We start from the raw sequence: 17,320 nt of genomic DNA, 5'->3' as shown, positions 1-17,320 counted from the left end.
CAGATTTGTGATGGTGGTCAGATTTTACTCGCCTTTAACTGGCTGATAACGGGAGTTCTCACCACAACGCGCTAATACTTGCTGTTCACTCTCAGAGAGGGCACAAATCTATGAAACAGCTGACCAGCCAGATTCATGCGTTCGGCAAAGCGTTGATGATGCCAATCTCGGTCATCGCTGCCGCCGGTATTTTCCTCGGGCTGGCGGCAGCGATGCAGAACCCGGCGGTGACCGGCGAGGCCTTTGCGCAGATGCAGGTGCCGCAGTTAATCATTGGGTTTATCCGCAAAGTCGCCGGGGCGCTGTTTGCTAACCTGCCGGTCTTCTTTGCAGTAGCGAGTGCCATCGGACTGGCGAAAGCGGAAAAACCTACCGCCGCCTTTGCCGCGGTGATTGGCTATATCGTGATGAACGTCGGTATCAGCGCGACGCTGGCGGCCAAAGGGATCACCGCCGCCACCACCACACCGGCAGCACTGCAGCAGGCGGGGATGGATCAGACCACCGCCATGATGACCTCAGCGGAATATATCAACATGCTGGGTGTCTTTACCTATAACATGAGCGTGCTGGGCGGGGTGATTGCCGGTCTGATCACGGTGGTACTGCATAATCGCTTCTATACCCAGCAATTGCCCACGGCGATCAGCTTCTTTGGCGGACGGCGTTTTGTGCCAATCGTTACCGTGGTCTGTCTGCCGCTGGTTGGGGTACTACTGGCCCTGATCTGGCCGACTATTGGTGACGGTATCGCCTGGATAGGTCAGATGATTGGCAAAAGCGGGCAGTACGGCGCATTTTTGCTGGGTGCCTTTGAGCGCATCCTGATCCCCACCGGTCTGCATCACATCCTGAATGAAACCGTGCGCTTTACGCCGATTGGCGGCATGGCGGTGGTCGATGGTCAGACCGTTGTCGGTGCGCTCAACATCTTTAATGCCTCGCTGACTCATCCGGGTTCTATCCCCGATGAGACGCTGCGCACCGCCACGCAGTTTCTGGCACAGGGCAAGATTCCGGTGATGATGTTTGGTCTGCCCGCTGCGGCGCTGGCGATCTACCACACCGCGCGGCCCGAACATAAACAGCGTGTCAAAGCACTGGTGATGGCGGGCGCACTGACCTCATTTACCACCGGGATTACCGAGCCGCTGGAGTTCTGCTTTATCTTTGTCTCGCCGGTGCTCTACCTGCTGCATGCTTTCCTGACCGGCCTGTCGTTTATGCTGATGTCGATGCTGCATCTGATGATCGGCAATGTGCAGGGTGGTGTCATCGATCTGATAGTGTTTGGCATGCTGGGCGGCGCGAAAACCCACTGGTGGTGGACGCTGGCGCTGGGGGCAATCTACGCGCCGATCTACTACTACGCATTCCGGCTGGTGATCACCCGGATGCATGTCGAGACGCCGGGCCGCGAGTCGGAGGAAGAGAAACCGCAGCAGGTCGCTGCGGATGAGCGGACACAGGTGATCATCAGCGGGCTGGGCGGGCAGGCCAATATTGAAGATGTCGATTGCTGCTTTACCCGTTTGCGGGTAAGGGTCAAAGAGATGAATCAGGTGGTCGATCAGACATTGATGAGCACCGGTGCTAACGGGGTAAATCGCGTCAGCGAGCATGACATTCAGGTGATCTACGGCCCGCAGGTTGAGAAGATCGCTAACGAAGTGAAAATGGCGCTGGGCGTCGCGTAACGACAGTTCTCTTCAGACGTGATTACTTCGCTAACCGTCCGGCGCTCGCGGGCGGTTAGCACCTCTTCCTGCAGATATGCAGATCGCTGCCGTCCCGCTTATTGTAACTAAAAAAAGCCCAGCCCTAATGGGCCGCATCTTTCTGCCGATATAGCGACTCATCCTCCTTATTATCGGAACTTCGCGATGTCGTTAAAAAAGTCCTCCCTGATTATCTTCACCTTCCTGTTGGCGTTGTTTCTTACCAGCGTGGCAATCAGTACCTGGCTGCTGATTCAGAGCAATCATTCTTTGAATGCGGTCAACAAAGAGATCCGCGTGGTGCTTTCGGTGATTGACCCGATCAACCATAGCCGTACGCTGCGTGTCCGTCTGATGGAGTACATGAAGGAGATTGAGGGCAGTGACGCCAGCAATCCCGCCACGCTGGACAGCGTGCGGACCGTGGCGGGTAAAGCGGATGCCGCATTCCAGGCCTACATGAACGCGCCGCGTCTGCCGGGCGAAGAGGCGGAAGCCGACGCCTATAGCCAGGCTTATCAGGCCTATCGTCAGCAGGGTTTACAGCCGTTGATCGAGGCGGCAGAGGCGCACGATCAGGTGCGCTTTAAAAATCAGATTGCCACCGTGGTTCGCCTTGATCGTCAGTATGAAATCATTCTGGACCGTGTTCTGGCGCAGCACGAAACCTACGCCAAAAAGCTCAACAGCGACGCACAGAGTCACTTCACCTCGGGTGTTACCCTGCTGGGTCTCTTTGGCGTGCTTTTTTTTGGCATCGTCATCGCCATTTACATCTTCATGAAGCGCTATGTGCTTTCGCCAATCAATGATGCGCAGGAACATTGTAAGCTTATTGCGGCAGGCGTTCTGGATGCCACAGTGCCAGTGAAACCGGGTTCACGCAGTGAAATTCAGATGCTGATGGGTTCGCTGGAGCAGATGCGCAGCGCGCTGACTGCCATTATTCTGCAGGTGCGGGATTCAACCCGCTCAGTCTCTAACGCCTCGCAGGAAATTGCGGCGGGTAACATCGATCTCGCCTCGCGCACCGAACAGCAGGCCGCCGCGCTGACGGAAACCGCAGCCAGCATGGAGCAGCTGGGCGCAACGGTGAAACAGAACACTGAAAACGTCTTTGAAGCCTGTCGTCTGACCAGTGAAGCGGTGAAAAATGCGGAAAGCGGCGAAAAAGTCTCGCAGGAAGTGGTGACATCGATGGCGCTGATTAACGCCAGCTCGAAGAAGATTGAAGAGATCACGACCGTTATCGACAGTATCGCTTTCCAGACGAACATTCTGGCGCTGAATGCGGCCGTCGAAGCCGCCCGTGCGGGTGAGCAGGGACGTGGCTTTGCGGTAGTCGCAGGGGAAGTGCGTAATCTGGCCCAGCGCAGTGCTACCGCAGCCAAAGAGATTGAGGGGCTGATTGCAGAATCTGTCTCCATCATCCACGCCGGTTCCGATCAGGTCAGCCGGACGGGCGAAGCGATGAGCGCGATTATCTCCTCAGTCAGCCGCGTGAATTTGCTGATGGAGCACATCTCTACCGCATCTGATGAACAGAGTCGCGGCATCGGTCAGATTGAACAGGCGGTCACCGAGATGGACAGCGTCACCCAGCAGAACTCGGCGCTGGTTCAGGAATCTGCGGCGGCGTCGGCCTCGCTGGAGGAGCAGGTGCAGTACCTGACGCAGTCGGTCTCCACCTTCCGTCTGGCAAACAGCTAACTGGTTTCATCCGCGCTGCGTCTATGCAGCGCGGGATGCTGTGATGCGTCTCGTCAGGCAGAGAAGAGCATGTTTGATTCCGCGCCTTGTGACGGCGGCAGAATGAGCGGATTATACAGCTTTTCACTGAATACGGGGTTGTCATGCTAATCAGCACAGAAAGTGCCCGCAGCAACAGCGCCGATACCCGACTGGCCTGCACGCTTGCCGCTGCTGCAGGCGCGCTCAATACCGCCGCCTTTGAAATTGTCGGTTTCTTTTCAGCTAACATGACCGGAAATGTCTCGCTGCTTTCCGATCATCTGGCAAAAGCCAGTCTCGGGCCGGGCCTGTTTTTTCTGTCTATCGTCCTGCTGTTTATTGCGGGCTCCGTTTTTTCAACGCTGATGATTAATGCCGGGCACCGCAGGAATATCCGTACTATCTATGCCTTCGTTATCCTGATTGAGGGCATCGCGCTGATTACGCTGGGCATAATTGAGAATCACTTTCCGCCGCTGTCGCCCGGTGTAGTGTTGATCCTGAGTCTGAGTTTTTTGATGGGGCTGCAGAATGCGGTGGTAACGCGCATCTCCAATGCCCGCGTTCGCACCACTCATGTCTCCGGTACGGCGACCGATATTGGAATCGAGCTGGCGATGCTGTTTGAGGTGCTGCGGCGCAAAGTATCACCGAAAGATGCACCGATCTGGCTGGGGCGGCTGCGGCTGCACTGCCTGACACTGCTCTCGTTTCTGGTTGGCGGAATTGCCGGTATAGGGCTTTACAGATTGCTCAGCTATGATTTTTTATTGCCGGTGGGAGCCGGGTTACTCTGTCTGGCGCTGAACGCCATCTTTACCAGGCCAGTAAAATCAAAGGGCATACTTAATTAAGCCAGACAATTATCTCTGCTGCTTGTATCAGGATTGCGCAAATCCGGATTGCATCATTCCGCCAGCGCAGATGAACCGTGTGGTTAAAGAGCTGAGCTATAGCAGGATAATAATAAGCATTATATTCTGGTTAATGCTGCCACCAAATCAGTAGCACAAACACGCTTAAATGTGCTCATGGATAATTAACATCGGCATGACACAATGATTAACTGGAAAACGAACTGAGAGAATATCGCCTGCCCGTCAGCGTTCCTTCTTATCTTTGAACGCTCATATAAAAATCAATAAATCATTGAGTTAATGGCCCGTTCGGTCATGCCAGTATTTTATTTTTTGTCTTTGTCGAAATTATCCCGCTCTGGTTTTCATGCATTTCTGCAGACCCCTTATACCAGCTCATAAACTGATAATAACTGATTAAAATGCCGGTTACAGAAGAGTGGGTCATAAGAATCATCTCAAAAGAAACTTAAATTAAGTTGTACAATGAGTGGGTTTTTTGTACAAGCTTTATTCCGAAGCTGTTGCTTATGATAGATAAAAATTCTTTATAAGCGGAGCGGAAGACATTTTTAATGTTTTTGTTCTGCTGCAATTATCTGTTTATGTTTGTGATTATCTGCAAAGGCAACCATGCTTAATGAGTAAACCCTATTTAAAATGATATATGAGGAAAAAATATGACAAATCATCGGGGCGGGGCAGGTAATTTTGCAGAAAATCCACAGCGTGCTGCGGAAGCAGGAAGTAAAGGAGGGAAGGCCAGCAGTGGAAATTTCAAAAATAACCCTGAGAGGGCGGTTGAGGCCGGCCGTAAAGGCGGCTCAGTCAGTCGAAGGGGTAAGACACAGGAAGGCCGTGTTTAAATTGATGAACGGCGTCAGGTTTAATTGAAAGGTGCTCTGTCCGAAACTTTGTGCCTGCTTTTTTATTGTCTGTTTGCGTAAGTTACAGCCATTCAGTGGCAGAACAACATTCTGACTGATTTCTTAAAATCGGAGGTCCACTTTATGGACCATGACATTTGTTATTTCACGTCGATGATAAAGAGCGTTATCTGCCATCGATCTCTTCGTGATATTAAGGAGAATATAATGAAAAAGAATCACTCCCTCAAAGGGTTGCTGGCTATATCGGCAGTCGTCACCCTGTTCAGCACTGTCAGCGTGCAGGCCCAGACTGAGACGAGCGCCCCGCAGGGCGGGAATGCAGAGCAGACCGTTGCCAAAGGTAAGCTCAGCGCGGGCGATGAAAAAGCGCTGAAAGATATGGCGCAGGCCAACATTAACGAAGTTGCCGCAGCCAGAATTGCGCTGAGTAAAACACAAAGCGCTGACGTCAAAATCTTTGCTCAGAAAATGGTCGATGATCACAGTAGCGCCCTGACAAAAGTTAAGGCGGTTGCGCAACAAAAAGGCGTGACACTGCCTGCTGAGCCGGATGCTAAACACAAGGCCATGGCCGATAAACTGGAAAAGCAGAGCGGTGGCGCATTTGATAAAATGTATATGGAAAACGCAGGCGTAATGGACCATAAGATGGTGCTTTCGACGCTGAAGAGTGATGCCATGAAGATAAAAGATCCGGATGTGAAGACACTGGCAGACGAACATACCCCTGTAGTCGAGCAGCATCTGAAATCTGCCGAGCATATGGCGATGTAACCGGATTAACCGGTTAATGCGTAATGAAGCCGTCCGGTGAACACCGTGTTGCTGACCGGACGCCTTTTTCAGCGCTGGCTGGAAATATCGACTGATTAGCCTCTTTCTGCATGCTTAAGTCTCTCCAGAGAGGTCTTTATAGTGGGCCGGACTGACGCCACGTGTGAGCAGAAGACCGCCATGACTATCAAATAAAGGTCGCAACCGTGTCCATTTCCAGGTCTGGTAGTGAGCCGGAACGCGTCTAAAGCATTGTTGACCAGAAGTTCGGCCAGACCTGAGTTAAGAAGGGCTACAGGATGGCTATTCGCCTGTAAGCTGGCTCTGTACCCGACGAGACTTGTGATAGTCTTCATCGCACTCAACTGAACAGACCGCAGTGCTGGCTACCACAGCTTCATCTTTACATCACATGCTTAATCCTTGAGATCCTTGAGACTTTTGAATTTTGGCTTACGGGCTGCAAGAGATGCGGAAAGATGCGCTTCTTCACGCACCTGAGCCTGGTCGACTTCATCCATAAATATTCTTAACCTCATCGAATTTTAACTAATCAGACACAAATCAATCACTGCAGAGAAATTCTTTGTATCCACAGATGCGCCAATTGTGAGAGCGGCTAAACAGAATTGAATCATATCTTCTTGTTTTCAAATTAATTTATTCTGATGTCATGAGCGCTACGGGAAAGTGTAGACGGAAGCTCTGCTTTACAACAGGCTCAGGCAGAACAGGATAGGAGCTTTACTGACTCACTGTCTGACGGGTCGGGTCTCTGCCAGTTTGAAGCATGACTGCATTAGGCATAATATAAACGTAATAATGGCAGTAAGAGGGTAGTTAAATTTTAATCCATCGCTTAGTGCATAAAAGTATGCCCCTCTAAAATATTAATCTGTAAGTTACTGATGGTAAAAGAACATCGACATTAAACAACTTATTTACCTGTGTAACCTGGAGCGGGAACGTCATTTCGGACGGGCCGCGGAAGCCAGTTTTGTCACACAACCCACACTCTCCATGCGCCTGAAAAATCTTGAGCGCGAACTGGGCCTGCCGCTGATTAACCGCAGCAATAACTTTGCCGGTTTTACGCCAGAGGGCGATCGGGTACTGGCGTGGGCGCGGGAAATTGTTTCGGTCTATCAGGGACTGAAGCTGGAAGTGGAATCGCTGAAACATGGGGTGAACGGTACGCTGCGGGTTGGCGTAGTGCCGCAGTGCAGCGTGGCATTGCCGCTTCTGCTGAAAGCCGTGCAGGCGCGCTATCCTCAACTCGACTATCGCATTGCGGTGCTCAGTGCTGACCAGCTGCTGGAAGCGTTAAACAGCCACACCGTGGATGTCGGTATTGGCTTTTTCGAAATGGCGACGCTACGGGAGCTTCATTTCCAGACCGAGATGCTGGCCGATCGGGGCGTTGAAGCCATATTCCATCCCGACCATTTCCCGGCGCTGGTGGCAGAAACTCCGCTTACGCTGGACGAGCTGGCACAGCAGCCGCTTTGCCTGGCGGAGCCGACGCGCTATTTCCGGCGTTATCTTGATATGGCTTTTCGCGAAGCGACGCTGGTGCCACGGGTTATCGTGGAGAGCGCCTCTGTCATGCAGCTGATGCAGTGTGCACAGGTCGGTCTGGGGCTTCTGGTGTCGCCGGTCGGTCATCTGCTGCCCGCTTCATTACAGGGATTACAGCAGCGCGCCATTACGCTGCCGCCGATGGCGCGGCAGGCGGCGCTGGTCATCGCCGAACCTGGCCGAGCCACACCGCTGGCTCAGCACTTTTTTGACGAAGCACGTGGTCTGTTGCCGGTTTAGCCCGGCTACTGCGCTTCGCCCAGGGCGTAAAACAGGCGACTGTTCCAGTTTCCTATCGCGACAAGCTGAATCAGCGCGAACAGTGCCTCAGGCTCCCAGCCCGCCTCCATCAGCGGTTGCAGGTGAGCCGCGCTGAATCGCTCAGGAGAGCGGGTCAGCTGCGCTGCCAGCGCAATAATCTGCTGCTCTTCACCTTGAGATACCCCGTCCACACCGTCAATTAAAACCTCATTCCCGGCCAGCAGCCGGAACGCCCAGCGACTGCCCAGAATACGGGCGGCGGTCGCCTCTGCCAGGGTGTTTTCCTGCGAGAGATGCTGACGCAGCTGCGCCCAGCCATAGAGCGTCGACGGGTCGTGAACCAGCAGCCATACCGCATCCTGCATGCCGGGCAAAGACTGACAGCGGGTAACGGCAGCGAGCTGCTCGGCACTGGCATACCGCAGCTCCAGCGGCTTCAGCACGGGCTGCCAGTGGGCAGGCTGGTCAAAACCGGTGGCGTCGGCGTCGGATGGGGCAGTGGTGCCCGGTAACCAGCGTACCGGCTGGGCCTGCAGCGCCTGTAATCCGGCGACGACGCGGGCCTGATAACTGACAAAGCCGATCACCTGATTCAGCGTCACAATATCGGGTTCGGTCAGGCCTACGGCATCCAGAGCGGTGATCGCACTGGCGTTAATCAGCTCAGGCTGCATCGCCAGCAGGCGCGCATACTGCGTAATCTGGGTCAGGCGGTTATTACTCTCGCGCGAAGAGTCAGGGCCGGGCAGCGGATTCAGGCGGGCAGAGTAGTGATTACACAACCGCTGTACACCTGCGACCTGCGCCACGGTCAGCGCGGTGCTGAGGCGGTCGTAGAGCGTTAAGGTGTGCGTCAGCGAGGTAACAACGCGATCGGGAAACAGCAGCTGTGCCAGATCGCGTGCTGCCAGCAGGGCTGGCTGATTCGTGCGCAGCAATGACTGCACCACGGCGTTATCGGCATAGCAGCCCAGGAGGAAACGATCGTCGATATGGGCGGCCTCTGGCACCAGCGGTGCGGCCTGAGCGGTACGTGGACTGGTCTGGCTCTCGTAAAACCAGTGGTTATGGCCCGGATAGCGGCGTTGTTCCATGATCAATCCTTTTACAAATTCAGGTTCGGCATGCAGGCGGCACAATCTGAAAATGTGCATTAACCGAAGGGCAGGCTTATCGTCGCTGATGGGCCGTCCGGGGCAAAAGAATGATCGGTGATAATTAATAGCGTTACGGTATAACGGCAGCGAAATCAGGCGGGAAGGGCAAGGCGGGCGTATTGAGAAGGGCGAGCCAGGCTCGCCCTTGCAGAACTTATTTCAGTTCCAGTTCGTTCATTGCGGCGATGCTGAAGCCGCCATCAACGTGTACCACTTCACCGGTGATGCCGCCAGCCAGATCAGAGCAGAGGAATGCTGCTGAATTGCCGACATCTTCGATGGTAACGGTACGGCGAATCGGGGTAACCGCTTCGCAATGTGCCAGCATCTTACGGAAATCTTTGATGCCTGATGCGGCCAGGGTACGGATTGGACCGGCAGAAACGGCGTTAACACGCACGCCTTCAGGGCCCATCGCGTTTGCCATGTAACGCACGTTAGCTTCCAGCGACGCTTTCGCCAGACCCATGACGTTATAGTTCGGGATCGCGCGTTCAGCACCCAGGTAAGAGAGGGTCAGCAGCGCAGAATTTGGATTCAGCATCTCGCGGCACTCTTTGGCCATCGCGACGAAGCTGTAAGCACTGATGTCATGCGCGATTTTAAAGCCTTCGCGTGTAACGGCATTCACGTAATCGCCAACCAGCTGATCGCCTGGGGCGAAACCGATAGAGTGAACGAAACCGTCAAATTTCGGCCAGGTTTTTGCCAGTTCAGTGAACAGCGATTTGATGCTCTCATCTTCGGCTACGTCACATGGCAGCACGATGTCTGAACCCAAATCTTTAGCAAACTCTTCCACACGACCTTTTAACTTGTCGTTCTGGTAGGTGAAAGCCAGTTCTGCGCCCTGTTTGTGCATCGCCTGTGCAATACCGTAGGCGATGGAAAGTTTACTGGCAACGCCAGTAATCAGAATGCGCTTACCGGAAAGAAAACCCATAGCTGTAATCCTTATGGTCATTGTAGTTGGCGGCCGCATGGTTAAAAAGTAAGCGACCGACGTTAATCGACGTGCGGATTCTAGCACGTCTCTCATAAATCAGGTAAATCGGCCCGCAATTTCCGCGATATGCAGCAAAAATCAGCGCTCGCGCCGCCAGGCTTCGGCACTCAGTGCTTCGCCAAAATGGCTGCTGATCAGGCGTCGGGTCAGATCGTGCAGCGGGGAGGCGAGCACATCAGCCGTGCCGCCGCGCTCGACCACTTCGCCCTGATGCATCACCAGCACCTTATCGCTGATGTGCTTCATCATGCCCAGATGCTGAGTGACATAAATGTAGGCGATTCCGTGTTTCTCCTGCAGTTCCAGCATCAGATTCACCAGTTGGGAACGCATGGTCATATCCAGTGAGGCCAGCGCTTCATCGGCCACAATCACTTTGGGTTGCAGGATCAACGCGCGCGCCAGGCCCAGACGCTGTTTCTGACCGGGTGCCAGCATGTGCGGATAATATCCGGCATGATCGCGCAGTAATCCCACCTGACGCAGAGTAGCGATAATGCGTTTTTCGCGCTCTTCCGCAGTGAGTTCGGTATTGAGTCGCAGCGGGAACTCCAGGATCTGGCTGATGCGCTGACGTGGATTGAGTGAGGTTGAGGGATCCTGAAAAATCATGCGGATGCGCTGGCTGCGATAGCCGTAATCGCCAAAGGTAAGCGGATGGTCGTCAATCAGAATCTCACCTTCAGTGGGGGCGATCATGCCGCTGAGCATCTTCGCCAGCGTGGACTTGCCGGAACCGTTTTCACCGATAATCGCCAGCGTCTGCTTTTCGCGCAGGGTAAAGCTGACCGACTTCACCGCTTCAACGTGCTGGCGGCGGAACAGGCCGGTGCGATAGCGAAAGGTTTTACTCAGGTTGCGCACTTCCAGCAGGGTCTCCATGCTACTGGCCCTCCATATTCAGCGGGAAATGACAGGCGAAGAGATGTGTCTTACTGCCGGTGAGGCGCGGCGTTTCAACACATTTGCGTTGCGCGTAGGGGCAGCGCGGCCCCAGACGGCAGCCAATCGGCAGGCTTTCCAGCGAGGGGATGGCGCCTGACAGCGTATTGAGACGGCTTTTATGCGGCAGCGCGCGGCCAAAGTCGGGCATCGCCCGAATCAGCGCCTGCGTATAAGGATGATGCGGCGTACTCATTAAATCTTCGCTCTGAGCGGTTTCCACCGTCTGACCGCAGTACATCACGTTAATGCGGTCCGCCCACTGACTCATGCTGCGCAGGTCGTGGCTGATCAGCAGAATAGTGGTGTTGTTATTCTGGTTCAGACGGCTTAGCAGGCGGAATATCTGCGCCTGCGTCGTGGGTTCCATAGCATTGGTCGGTTCATCGGCAATCAGCAGACGCGGCTGGTTAGCCAGCGCAATGGCGATCATCACTTTCTGGCATTCGCCTTCGGTCAGCTCGTAGGGGAAGCTGCGCATGATGTCTTTATGATCTTTGATGCCGACGCGATGCAGCAGTTCGATAGCGCGGGTTTTGCGCCAGAACCAGAAGCGTTTAAGCCATGGACCTTTATACGTCCAGCGTGGGATCACCTGCATCAGCTGACGGCCAATGCTCTCAGAGGGATCGAGACAGGATTGCGGCTCCTGAAAAATCATTGAGACGTTATGTCCGATAATGCGACGGCGCTCGCGCGGGGAGAGGCGCAGCAGGTCCACATCATCAAATACCATGCGATCGGCGGTCACGCGCCAGTTATCGTTGGTCACGCCGCAGATAGCTTTGGCGACCAGACTTTTACCGGAGCCGGATTCACCAACCAGACCCCGTATTTCACCTTCGCCCAGCGTCAGATTAACACGGTCGACCGCTTTGACCGGCCCGTCAGCGGTCATAAATTCAATGGTCAGATTACGGATATCAAGTAATGGCATTTATTCCACTCCCGCTTCGACGGCGCGACGGATGCCGTCACCGAGCAGGTTAACAATTAATACGCTGACCATCAGCGCCACACCGGGCAACATCACGGTCCAGGGCGCAACGTAGATCAGCTCCAGCGAATCGCCCAGCATCGCACCCCATTCCGGCGAAGGCAATTGCGCGCCGAGGTCAAGAAAGCCGAGTGCGGCAATATCCAGAATCGCCATCGACAGCGCGCGTGTAATTTCGGTAATCAGCAACGGTAAAATGTTTGGCAATATAGCGTAGCGCAGAATATTACGGCCACGCGCACCGTCCAGGCGTGCGGCAACCACATACTCTTTTTCCAGCTCATCATGCACGGCACTGTAAATCTCGCGCACCAGGCGTGGCATCAGCGCCAGCCAGACCGCCAGCAGGGCATGCTCAAGACGCGGCCCGAGAAACGCCACCACGATAATCGCCAGCAACAGCGATGGAAGAGAGAGCAGGGTGTCCAGCACGTGGTTCATCACCGCCGAGCGAATGCCGTGCGTCATGCCCGCCAGCACGCCCAGCACCAGCGCGCCCAGCGTAGCGAATAGCGTCACAAGAATCGCCGAACCCACCGTCGGGCCGGCACCACTCAGCAGGCGACTCAGTACGTCACGGCCCAGATCGTCGGTGCCGAGGAAAAACGAGACATCGCCGTAGCGCGACCATGACGGCGGCAGCAACTGATATCCCAGGAACTGCTGGTCGATACCATAAGGTGCCATGAACCCGCCAAACAGGCAGAGCAGCAGCAATGCGCCAAAGCCATACAGGCCGACCATCGAAATCGGGTTGCCATAGAAATGATGCCAGCTCTGACGAAACGCGCTGGGCAGGCGTTTTTCGGCGTAAATATTATCTGAGGGCATACCATTCCTTATGTTTCAGCGGATTCATTGCCGCACCAATCACGTCAGAAATCACATTCACCAGAATCACCAGCCCGCCAATCACCATCACACCCGCTGAGATCGCCGCATAATCCTGCTGACGAATCGCGTTGATCAGCCAGCGGCCCAGACCAGGCCAGTTAAAGACCATTTCGGTGATCATCGCCAGCGTCAGCATGGTGGAGAATTGCAGGCCCAGACGCGGGATGACGGGCGGTAACGCGTTGTGCAACACATGGCGGCGGATCACCGTAAAGCGCGAAAGACCGCGCGTGGCCGCTGCTTTGACATAATTTTTATCCATCACATCGCTGGTGCTGTTGCGCAGCAGCCGGATCACTTCTGTGGTCGGCGCCATCGCCAGCACCAGCACCGGCAGAATCAGGTGGGACAGGGCGCTGATAATCATCTCATGCCGCCAGGGCGAAGGACTCAGCCAGGCATCAATCAGCGCAAAGCCGGAGATATTCTGCACCGGATAGAGCAGGTCGTGACGTCCCGATACCGGCAGCCAGCCCAGGGTCAGCGAGAAGAATAGCGTCAGCAGCAGTGCCAGCCAGAAAATGGGTGCAGAGAAGCCGATCAGGGCCACCGCACTGATAGTTTTATCCTGCCATTTATTGCGCATCACACCGGCGCAAATCCCCAGCGGGATACCGACCAGCAGCGCAAACAGAAACGCCAGGATACAGAGCTCCATGGTGGCCGGGAAAACCTCACGCAGCTGCAGCCCAATCTCCTGACCGTTGGTGCTGGAGACGCCGAAATCAAACTGCAGCATCCCTTTAAACCAGAACCACCAGGCATCGGAGAGCGCAGCGCCTTCCAGCGGGGCGTTAGGGGTAAAGTAGCTCAGGCTGAAGCTGACCAGCGACAGCAGGAACAGGGTAATGAGCAGCAGCAGCAGGCGGCGCAAAATATAGATAATCACTTACTTACCCTCATCAGCTTCACGATAAACTCCGGCAAACGAGGCGTTGCCAAACGGACTCAGTACCAGCCCTTTGATATCATGACGAAATGCCTGCAGTCGCAGAGAGGAGGCCAGCGGCAGCACCGGTAACTCCTGCGCAAGAATCTGCTGCGCTTTGTCATAACTGTCGATGCGGCCAGAGAGTTGTTGTGATAACAGAGCATTCTGCAGCGTTTCGTCAAAAGCCGGAGAGCACCAGTGCGCGTAATTGGTCTGCGAGCGAATCGCCGCACAGCTGAGTAGCGGGCGGAAGAAGCTGTCCGGATCGTTACTGTCGGTTGCCCAGCCTGACAGCGTCAGATCATGATTCATTGCCATCAGCTGCGCCTCCTGAAAACGTCCCTCTACCGGCACAATTGTCAGCCGGACGCCAACCTGCGCCAGATCCGCCTGTAACAGTTCGGCGGTTTTCAGCGGGCTGGGATTCCACGACTGCGAGGCGGCAGGCACAACCAGCCTCAGATGAAGATCGCTGATGCCGAGTGCAGCCAGCGCGGCGCGGGACTTCCCGGGATCATAGCCGGTAATGCGTGCATCATTGTCATAAGCCCATGATGCGCGCGGTAATATCGAAGCGGCCGTTTCGGCAGTGCCGTAATAAATCGACTCCATCAACCGCTCATTGTTGATGGCCAGCGCCAGCGCATGCCGCACTTCAGGGCGGTCGAGCGGCGGTTTACGGGTATTAAAAGCCAGATAGGCGATGTTCATACCGGGACGCAGCGTCATCCGCAGGCGCGGGTCATCGCGCAGTATGCTGAGCTGGCTTGCAGCGGGATAGGCAAGTACATCGCATTCACCGGTTAACAGTTTGGAGAGGCGGCCGGTTCCGCCGGAGCCAAGATCGATCACCGCCTGTTGCAGACGCGGCACCCCACGCCAGTAGTGAGGATTGCGCGCCAGACGGATGTACTGACCGGTGCGATATTCACTGAGCTGATAAGGACCGGTGCCCACTGGCTGACGATCCATCTCTTCCTGACGGCCCTTAGCGGTGAGCTGGTCGGCATACTCTTTCGACAATACCGGCGCATAGTGGGTCGCCATATGCCACAGGAACGAGGCATCCGGGCTGTTAAGCCTGAACTCAACCGTTCTGTTGTCGATCTTCTTCACGCTCTGTACGGAATCGGCAAATTGCAGACTATCAAAGTAGGGGTAGTTACCGCCATTGACGTTATGCCAGGGGTGATGACGGTCAAACATCCTTGCGAAGCTGAAGACCACATCGTCGGCGTTCAGCGGCCGGGTCGGGCGAAACTGATTAGTCTGCTGAAACTGGACGCCACTGCGCAGATGAAAACGATACGTCGCGCCGTTATCGCGTACTTCCCAGCTCGACGCCAGATCGGGCTTGAGACGATAGGTGTAGGGATCGACATCCAGTAAGCGGTCATACAACTGTGCTGCCAGCGTATCGACAGTCAGCCCGCTGCTGGCCATCTGCGGATTAAAGGTGTTCAGCGTCCCGCTGACGCAATAGACAAAGCCGGTCTGACGTATATCACCGGCAGGCGCTGACCACGCAGGGGCACTTAACGCGCTGAGGCCAAGCAACAGCGAACATAGTAGTTTTAACATAGAACTCAACGATTTTGAGGCATTAACCGAAGTGTATCGCAAAGCGGGCATAGTCCCAAAACCTGCAGCCACTGGCAGCCTGATTTTCGTCATCGCAACGCATAATGCGCACACAGAAGGTGTGGTAATGAGAAAGATTCTCAATAACTGCTTTACAGATGATAATAAGAATGATTATTATTCACCTGCACTTCGACGGTGGCTCTGCCGAAGAAGAGCACGACATTGCTCACATTGCTTCCAGTATTGTTGCCCGCCTGTTGGCGGGCTTTTTTTTTGGCTTTTGTAGAGTGGCATGCCTGTCTGGACGGGGAAGAGATTGCAAGCAAAGGGGATCAAAGTGGTGAGGCGGTGAGGAAGACCGGGACGGAATAGGGCTCCTCGTTGATGCGAATACCAGGCAAATTGTGGAAAGCGAAAATCTCGCCGTTAATCGTCAAATATATCGCCTTATCACGAACGCGAGGAAAGACGTCATCATCTGAGGTGATCAGGAAAGGCTTTAGGTCGTCGTTCAGACTTTCTTTAAAAGATTCATCGCTTCGGGATGCATCATAAAGATAAAAACGGTATGAGAAGGCAGTTGTGGCACCCGCACTGGCTTCGGTGATGTAAAGGTTAATCCGGCTGCTGACGTTAACTTTCCTGATGATTGACTGTTCAAGCGGTGATAACTGCGAAAGCCGCCAGCCTGCAAAGACAATAGTCATCAGCATCAGAACCAGCGTGCGCTTTTTAAAAACCGGAACGTTTTGCATAATCTATCCCAGCTCTTATCCAGTATTGATCGTCAGGGTCATCTCCAAAAGGCGCTGCGCCATACCAGACATCAAATTCCTCTCTGCGGGTTCCGGCCCGGTTTTGCGCCCAACCGGCTGCGCGAAGAAGAACAGCGTCTTTTATTCCAGCGGCATGCCCCACAGCACCATAATGAAAATTACCAAAATGTTCATATTGGCTCCCCTGTTGAAATTTATAATCCCATGGGCCATGTCCTTTAACCTGGTTATAAAACCAGACATATGTCAGGGCTGAGGGTCCCCTGTGAAAACGTGCAACCATCATATTGTTTATCAACAAAACTCCAGCTGGAGTAAATGAAAGAATATCATAAGGAGGAGATGGAGATGCCGCTAAGGCAGGATATCTCATGATTTATGCCTTTTCATTCCAGCTATCTGAAAAAATGATGTTACCATCACAATGCTTCCAGGTTATTTTCTCGTAAGCAAACTCAACGCATTCAAGATGATTATGTTTTTCTTTTTCAGGGTCTTTAGTGTCATGCATAATGGGCGAGATACCGACAATTCTGACATTTTCAAGTAATATGTTGAAGTATTCTTCTTCCTGACCTGCGTAGTTGATATTGTACCATCTGAACTCGGCTGACCTTAATGTTTGTCCAGTTGCCACTGCTTTATAAAGGTAGGGCGAAGAGGAATAGAATTCTTTTTGAACGATGATGGGTGCATGTTTTCTTGTCCCTGTGGGCTTGCCTGTCATAGAATCAGTCGGCAGTCTTAAGTTATGAGAAAAACCCGTAACTTCAATGCTTCCCTCTCGGTCTTTAACATCTACTGAACCATTGATGCTCGCACCACTATCATCTTTCAACCAAAGATATGCTGGAATAGCCATATTAAAAATCCTTTAATGGGTTAAGTTATATTCCTTTTGGAGGAGAGTTAATGCTGGCTTCGCATAAACCTCAAGTGCATATTAAAAAAATCGAAGGCATAATGATAAAGATCAATATTTAATAATTTCATATGTAATGGCTGGGATCTTTCCACACCATGGTTATGTAGTGCGAAATGGATTATTCAATTAATTGCTGTAAATCTGATTAAAAGCCACTTCACTATTAACGGATATTGGTATCAATAGTTTAGTTAAGATTCAAACCAGAATAGTAAATCATGTAATCCCTTGAATTATAGATTGTGTTTATATCCGCATGCATTCGATGTATCTGACGCTGGAAAGTGTAATATCGCGCT

Annotated in this window: 16 protein-coding genes; 6 read left to right on the top strand and 10 right to left on the bottom strand. The window is 53.5% G+C overall.

The window, feature by feature from the left end; all coding sequences use genetic code 11:
- The first annotated feature begins 110 nt into the window (after positions 1-110).
- From AC6I8J_RS09970 to AC6I8J_RS09945, 6 genes are all read left to right on the top strand, one after another.
- Positions 111-1,697 (top strand): PTS transporter subunit EIIC, encoded by a 1,587-nt coding sequence (locus tag AC6I8J_RS09970; RefSeq protein WP_161736293.1) that lies wholly within the window; start codon positions 111-113, stop codon positions 1,695-1,697.
- 186 nt (positions 1,698-1,883) lie between these two features.
- The gene (locus AC6I8J_RS09965; RefSeq protein WP_497825326.1) at positions 1,884-3,428 is read left to right on the top strand and encodes a methyl-accepting chemotaxis protein; all 1,545 of its coding nucleotides are present in this window, start codon (positions 1,884-1,886) and stop codon (positions 3,426-3,428) included.
- 143 nt (positions 3,429-3,571) lie between these two features.
- The gene (locus AC6I8J_RS09960) at positions 3,572-4,303 is read left to right on the top strand and encodes a YoaK family protein (RefSeq protein WP_161736291.1); all 732 of its coding nucleotides are present in this window, start codon (positions 3,572-3,574) and stop codon (positions 4,301-4,303) included.
- A 683-nt stretch (positions 4,304-4,986) separates the two neighbouring features.
- Positions 4,987-5,172 carry a con-10 family general stress protein gene (locus AC6I8J_RS09955; protein WP_260058288.1) on the top strand — a complete coding sequence of 62 codons (186 nt, stop codon included), beginning with the start codon at positions 4,987-4,989 and terminating at the stop codon, positions 5,170-5,172.
- A 228-nt stretch (positions 5,173-5,400) separates the two neighbouring features.
- Positions 5,401-5,970 carry a DUF4142 domain-containing protein gene (locus tag AC6I8J_RS09950; RefSeq protein WP_161736806.1) on the top strand — a complete coding sequence of 190 codons (570 nt, stop codon included), beginning with the start codon at positions 5,401-5,403 and terminating at the stop codon, positions 5,968-5,970.
- A gap of 921 nt (positions 5,971-6,891) precedes the next feature.
- Positions 6,892-7,788 (top strand): LysR family transcriptional regulator, encoded by an 897-nt coding sequence (locus AC6I8J_RS09945; RefSeq protein ID WP_161736805.1) that lies wholly within the window; start codon positions 6,892-6,894, stop codon positions 7,786-7,788.
- A 5-nt stretch (positions 7,789-7,793) separates the two neighbouring features.
- On the opposite strand, the gene AC6I8J_RS09940 is transcribed toward AC6I8J_RS09945, so the two are convergent.
- The 10 genes from AC6I8J_RS09940 to AC6I8J_RS09895 all read right to left on the bottom strand — a co-directional run bounded on the left by AC6I8J_RS09940 (position 7,794) and on the right by AC6I8J_RS09895 (position 16,958).
- Positions 7,794-8,903, bottom strand: coding sequence for a CMD domain-containing protein (locus tag AC6I8J_RS09940; protein WP_222925424.1), 1,110 nt, complete (start codon positions 8,901-8,903; stop codon positions 7,794-7,796).
- Between the two features lie 217 nt (positions 8,904-9,120).
- Positions 9,121-9,909 carry an enoyl-ACP reductase FabI gene (fabI, locus tag AC6I8J_RS09935; RefSeq protein WP_090960651.1) on the bottom strand — a complete coding sequence of 263 codons (789 nt, stop codon included), beginning with the start codon at positions 9,907-9,909 and terminating at the stop codon, positions 9,121-9,123.
- 141 nt (positions 9,910-10,050) lie between these two features.
- Positions 10,051-10,854 (bottom strand): putrescine export ABC transporter ATP-binding protein SapF, encoded by an 804-nt coding sequence (gene sapF / locus AC6I8J_RS09930; protein WP_161736802.1) that lies wholly within the window; start codon positions 10,852-10,854, stop codon positions 10,051-10,053.
- Between the two features lies 1 nt (position 10,855).
- On the bottom strand, positions 10,856-11,851 hold the full coding sequence (sapD, locus tag AC6I8J_RS09925; RefSeq protein WP_161736801.1) for a putrescine export ABC transporter ATP-binding protein SapD: 996 nt from the start codon (positions 11,849-11,851) through the stop codon (positions 10,856-10,858).
- Positions 11,852-12,742, bottom strand: coding sequence for a putrescine export ABC transporter permease SapC (gene sapC, locus AC6I8J_RS09920; protein ID WP_013357991.1), 891 nt, complete (start codon positions 12,740-12,742; stop codon positions 11,852-11,854).
- Positions 12,729-13,694, bottom strand: coding sequence for a putrescine export ABC transporter permease SapB (gene sapB / locus AC6I8J_RS09915; protein WP_161736800.1), 966 nt, complete (start codon positions 13,692-13,694; stop codon positions 12,729-12,731). The genes sapC and sapB overlap by 14 nt, the downstream gene beginning before the upstream one ends.
- The gene (gene sapA, locus AC6I8J_RS09910) at positions 13,695-15,317 is read right to left on the bottom strand and encodes an ABC transporter substrate-binding protein SapA (protein ID WP_161736799.1); all 1,623 of its coding nucleotides are present in this window, start codon (positions 15,315-15,317) and stop codon (positions 13,695-13,697) included. It lies immediately after the preceding gene.
- Between the two features lie 335 nt (positions 15,318-15,652).
- Positions 15,653-16,075: a hypothetical protein gene (locus tag AC6I8J_RS09905; protein WP_161736798.1), complete on the bottom strand. Its 423-nt coding sequence runs from the start codon at positions 16,073-16,075 to the stop codon at positions 15,653-15,655.
- On the bottom strand, positions 16,053-16,469 hold the full coding sequence (locus AC6I8J_RS09900; RefSeq protein ID WP_222925426.1) for a polymorphic toxin type 44 domain-containing protein: 417 nt from the start codon (positions 16,467-16,469) through the stop codon (positions 16,053-16,055). Before AC6I8J_RS09900 ends, AC6I8J_RS09905 begins: the two co-directional genes overlap by 23 nt.
- Positions 16,470-16,472: 3 nt before the next feature.
- On the bottom strand, positions 16,473-16,958 hold the full coding sequence (locus AC6I8J_RS09895) for an Hcp family type VI secretion system effector (protein WP_497825325.1): 486 nt from the start codon (positions 16,956-16,958) through the stop codon (positions 16,473-16,475).
- Between the last annotated feature and the right edge of the window lie 362 nt (positions 16,959-17,320).

This window comes from Pantoea sp. X-Soil-ISGK-355 (assembly GCF_059730805.1).
This window is presented reverse-complemented; position numbering and strand designations above follow the sequence as displayed.

Coding starts and splice junctions, on each gene's coding strand:
- AC6I8J_RS09970 (WP_161736293.1), top strand. CDS start 111: ATGAAACAGCTGACCAGCCAGATTCATGCGTTCGGCAAAGCGTTGATG.
- AC6I8J_RS09965 (WP_497825326.1), top strand. CDS start 1,884: ATGTCGTTAAAAAAGTCCTCCCTGATTATCTTCACCTTCCTGTTGGCG.
- AC6I8J_RS09960 (WP_161736291.1), top strand. CDS start 3,572: ATGCTAATCAGCACAGAAAGTGCCCGCAGCAACAGCGCCGATACCCGA.
- AC6I8J_RS09955 (WP_260058288.1), top strand. CDS start 4,987: ATGACAAATCATCGGGGCGGGGCAGGTAATTTTGCAGAAAATCCACAG.
- AC6I8J_RS09950 (WP_161736806.1), top strand. CDS start 5,401: ATGAAAAAGAATCACTCCCTCAAAGGGTTGCTGGCTATATCGGCAGTC.
- AC6I8J_RS09940 (WP_222925424.1), bottom strand. CDS start 8,903: ATGGAACAACGCCGCTATCCGGGCCATAACCACTGGTTTTACGAGAGC.
- fabI (WP_090960651.1), bottom strand. CDS start 9,909: ATGGGTTTTCTTTCCGGTAAGCGCATTCTGATTACTGGCGTTGCCAGT.
- sapF (WP_161736802.1), bottom strand. CDS start 10,854: ATGGAGACCCTGCTGGAAGTGCGCAACCTGAGTAAAACCTTTCGCTAT.
- sapD (WP_161736801.1), bottom strand. CDS start 11,851: ATGCCATTACTTGATATCCGTAATCTGACCATTGAATTTATGACCGCT.
- sapC (WP_013357991.1), bottom strand. CDS start 12,742: ATGCCCTCAGATAATATTTACGCCGAAAAACGCCTGCCCAGCGCGTTT.
- sapA (WP_161736799.1), bottom strand. CDS start 15,317: ATGTTAAAACTACTATGTTCGCTGTTGCTTGGCCTCAGCGCGTTAAGT.
- AC6I8J_RS09905 (WP_161736798.1), bottom strand. CDS start 16,075: ATGCAAAACGTTCCGGTTTTTAAAAAGCGCACGCTGGTTCTGATGCTG.
- AC6I8J_RS09900 (WP_222925426.1), bottom strand. CDS start 16,469: ATGAGATATCCTGCCTTAGCGGCATCTCCATCTCCTCCTTATGATATT.
- AC6I8J_RS09895 (WP_497825325.1), bottom strand. CDS start 16,958: ATGGCTATTCCAGCATATCTTTGGTTGAAAGATGATAGTGGTGCGAGC.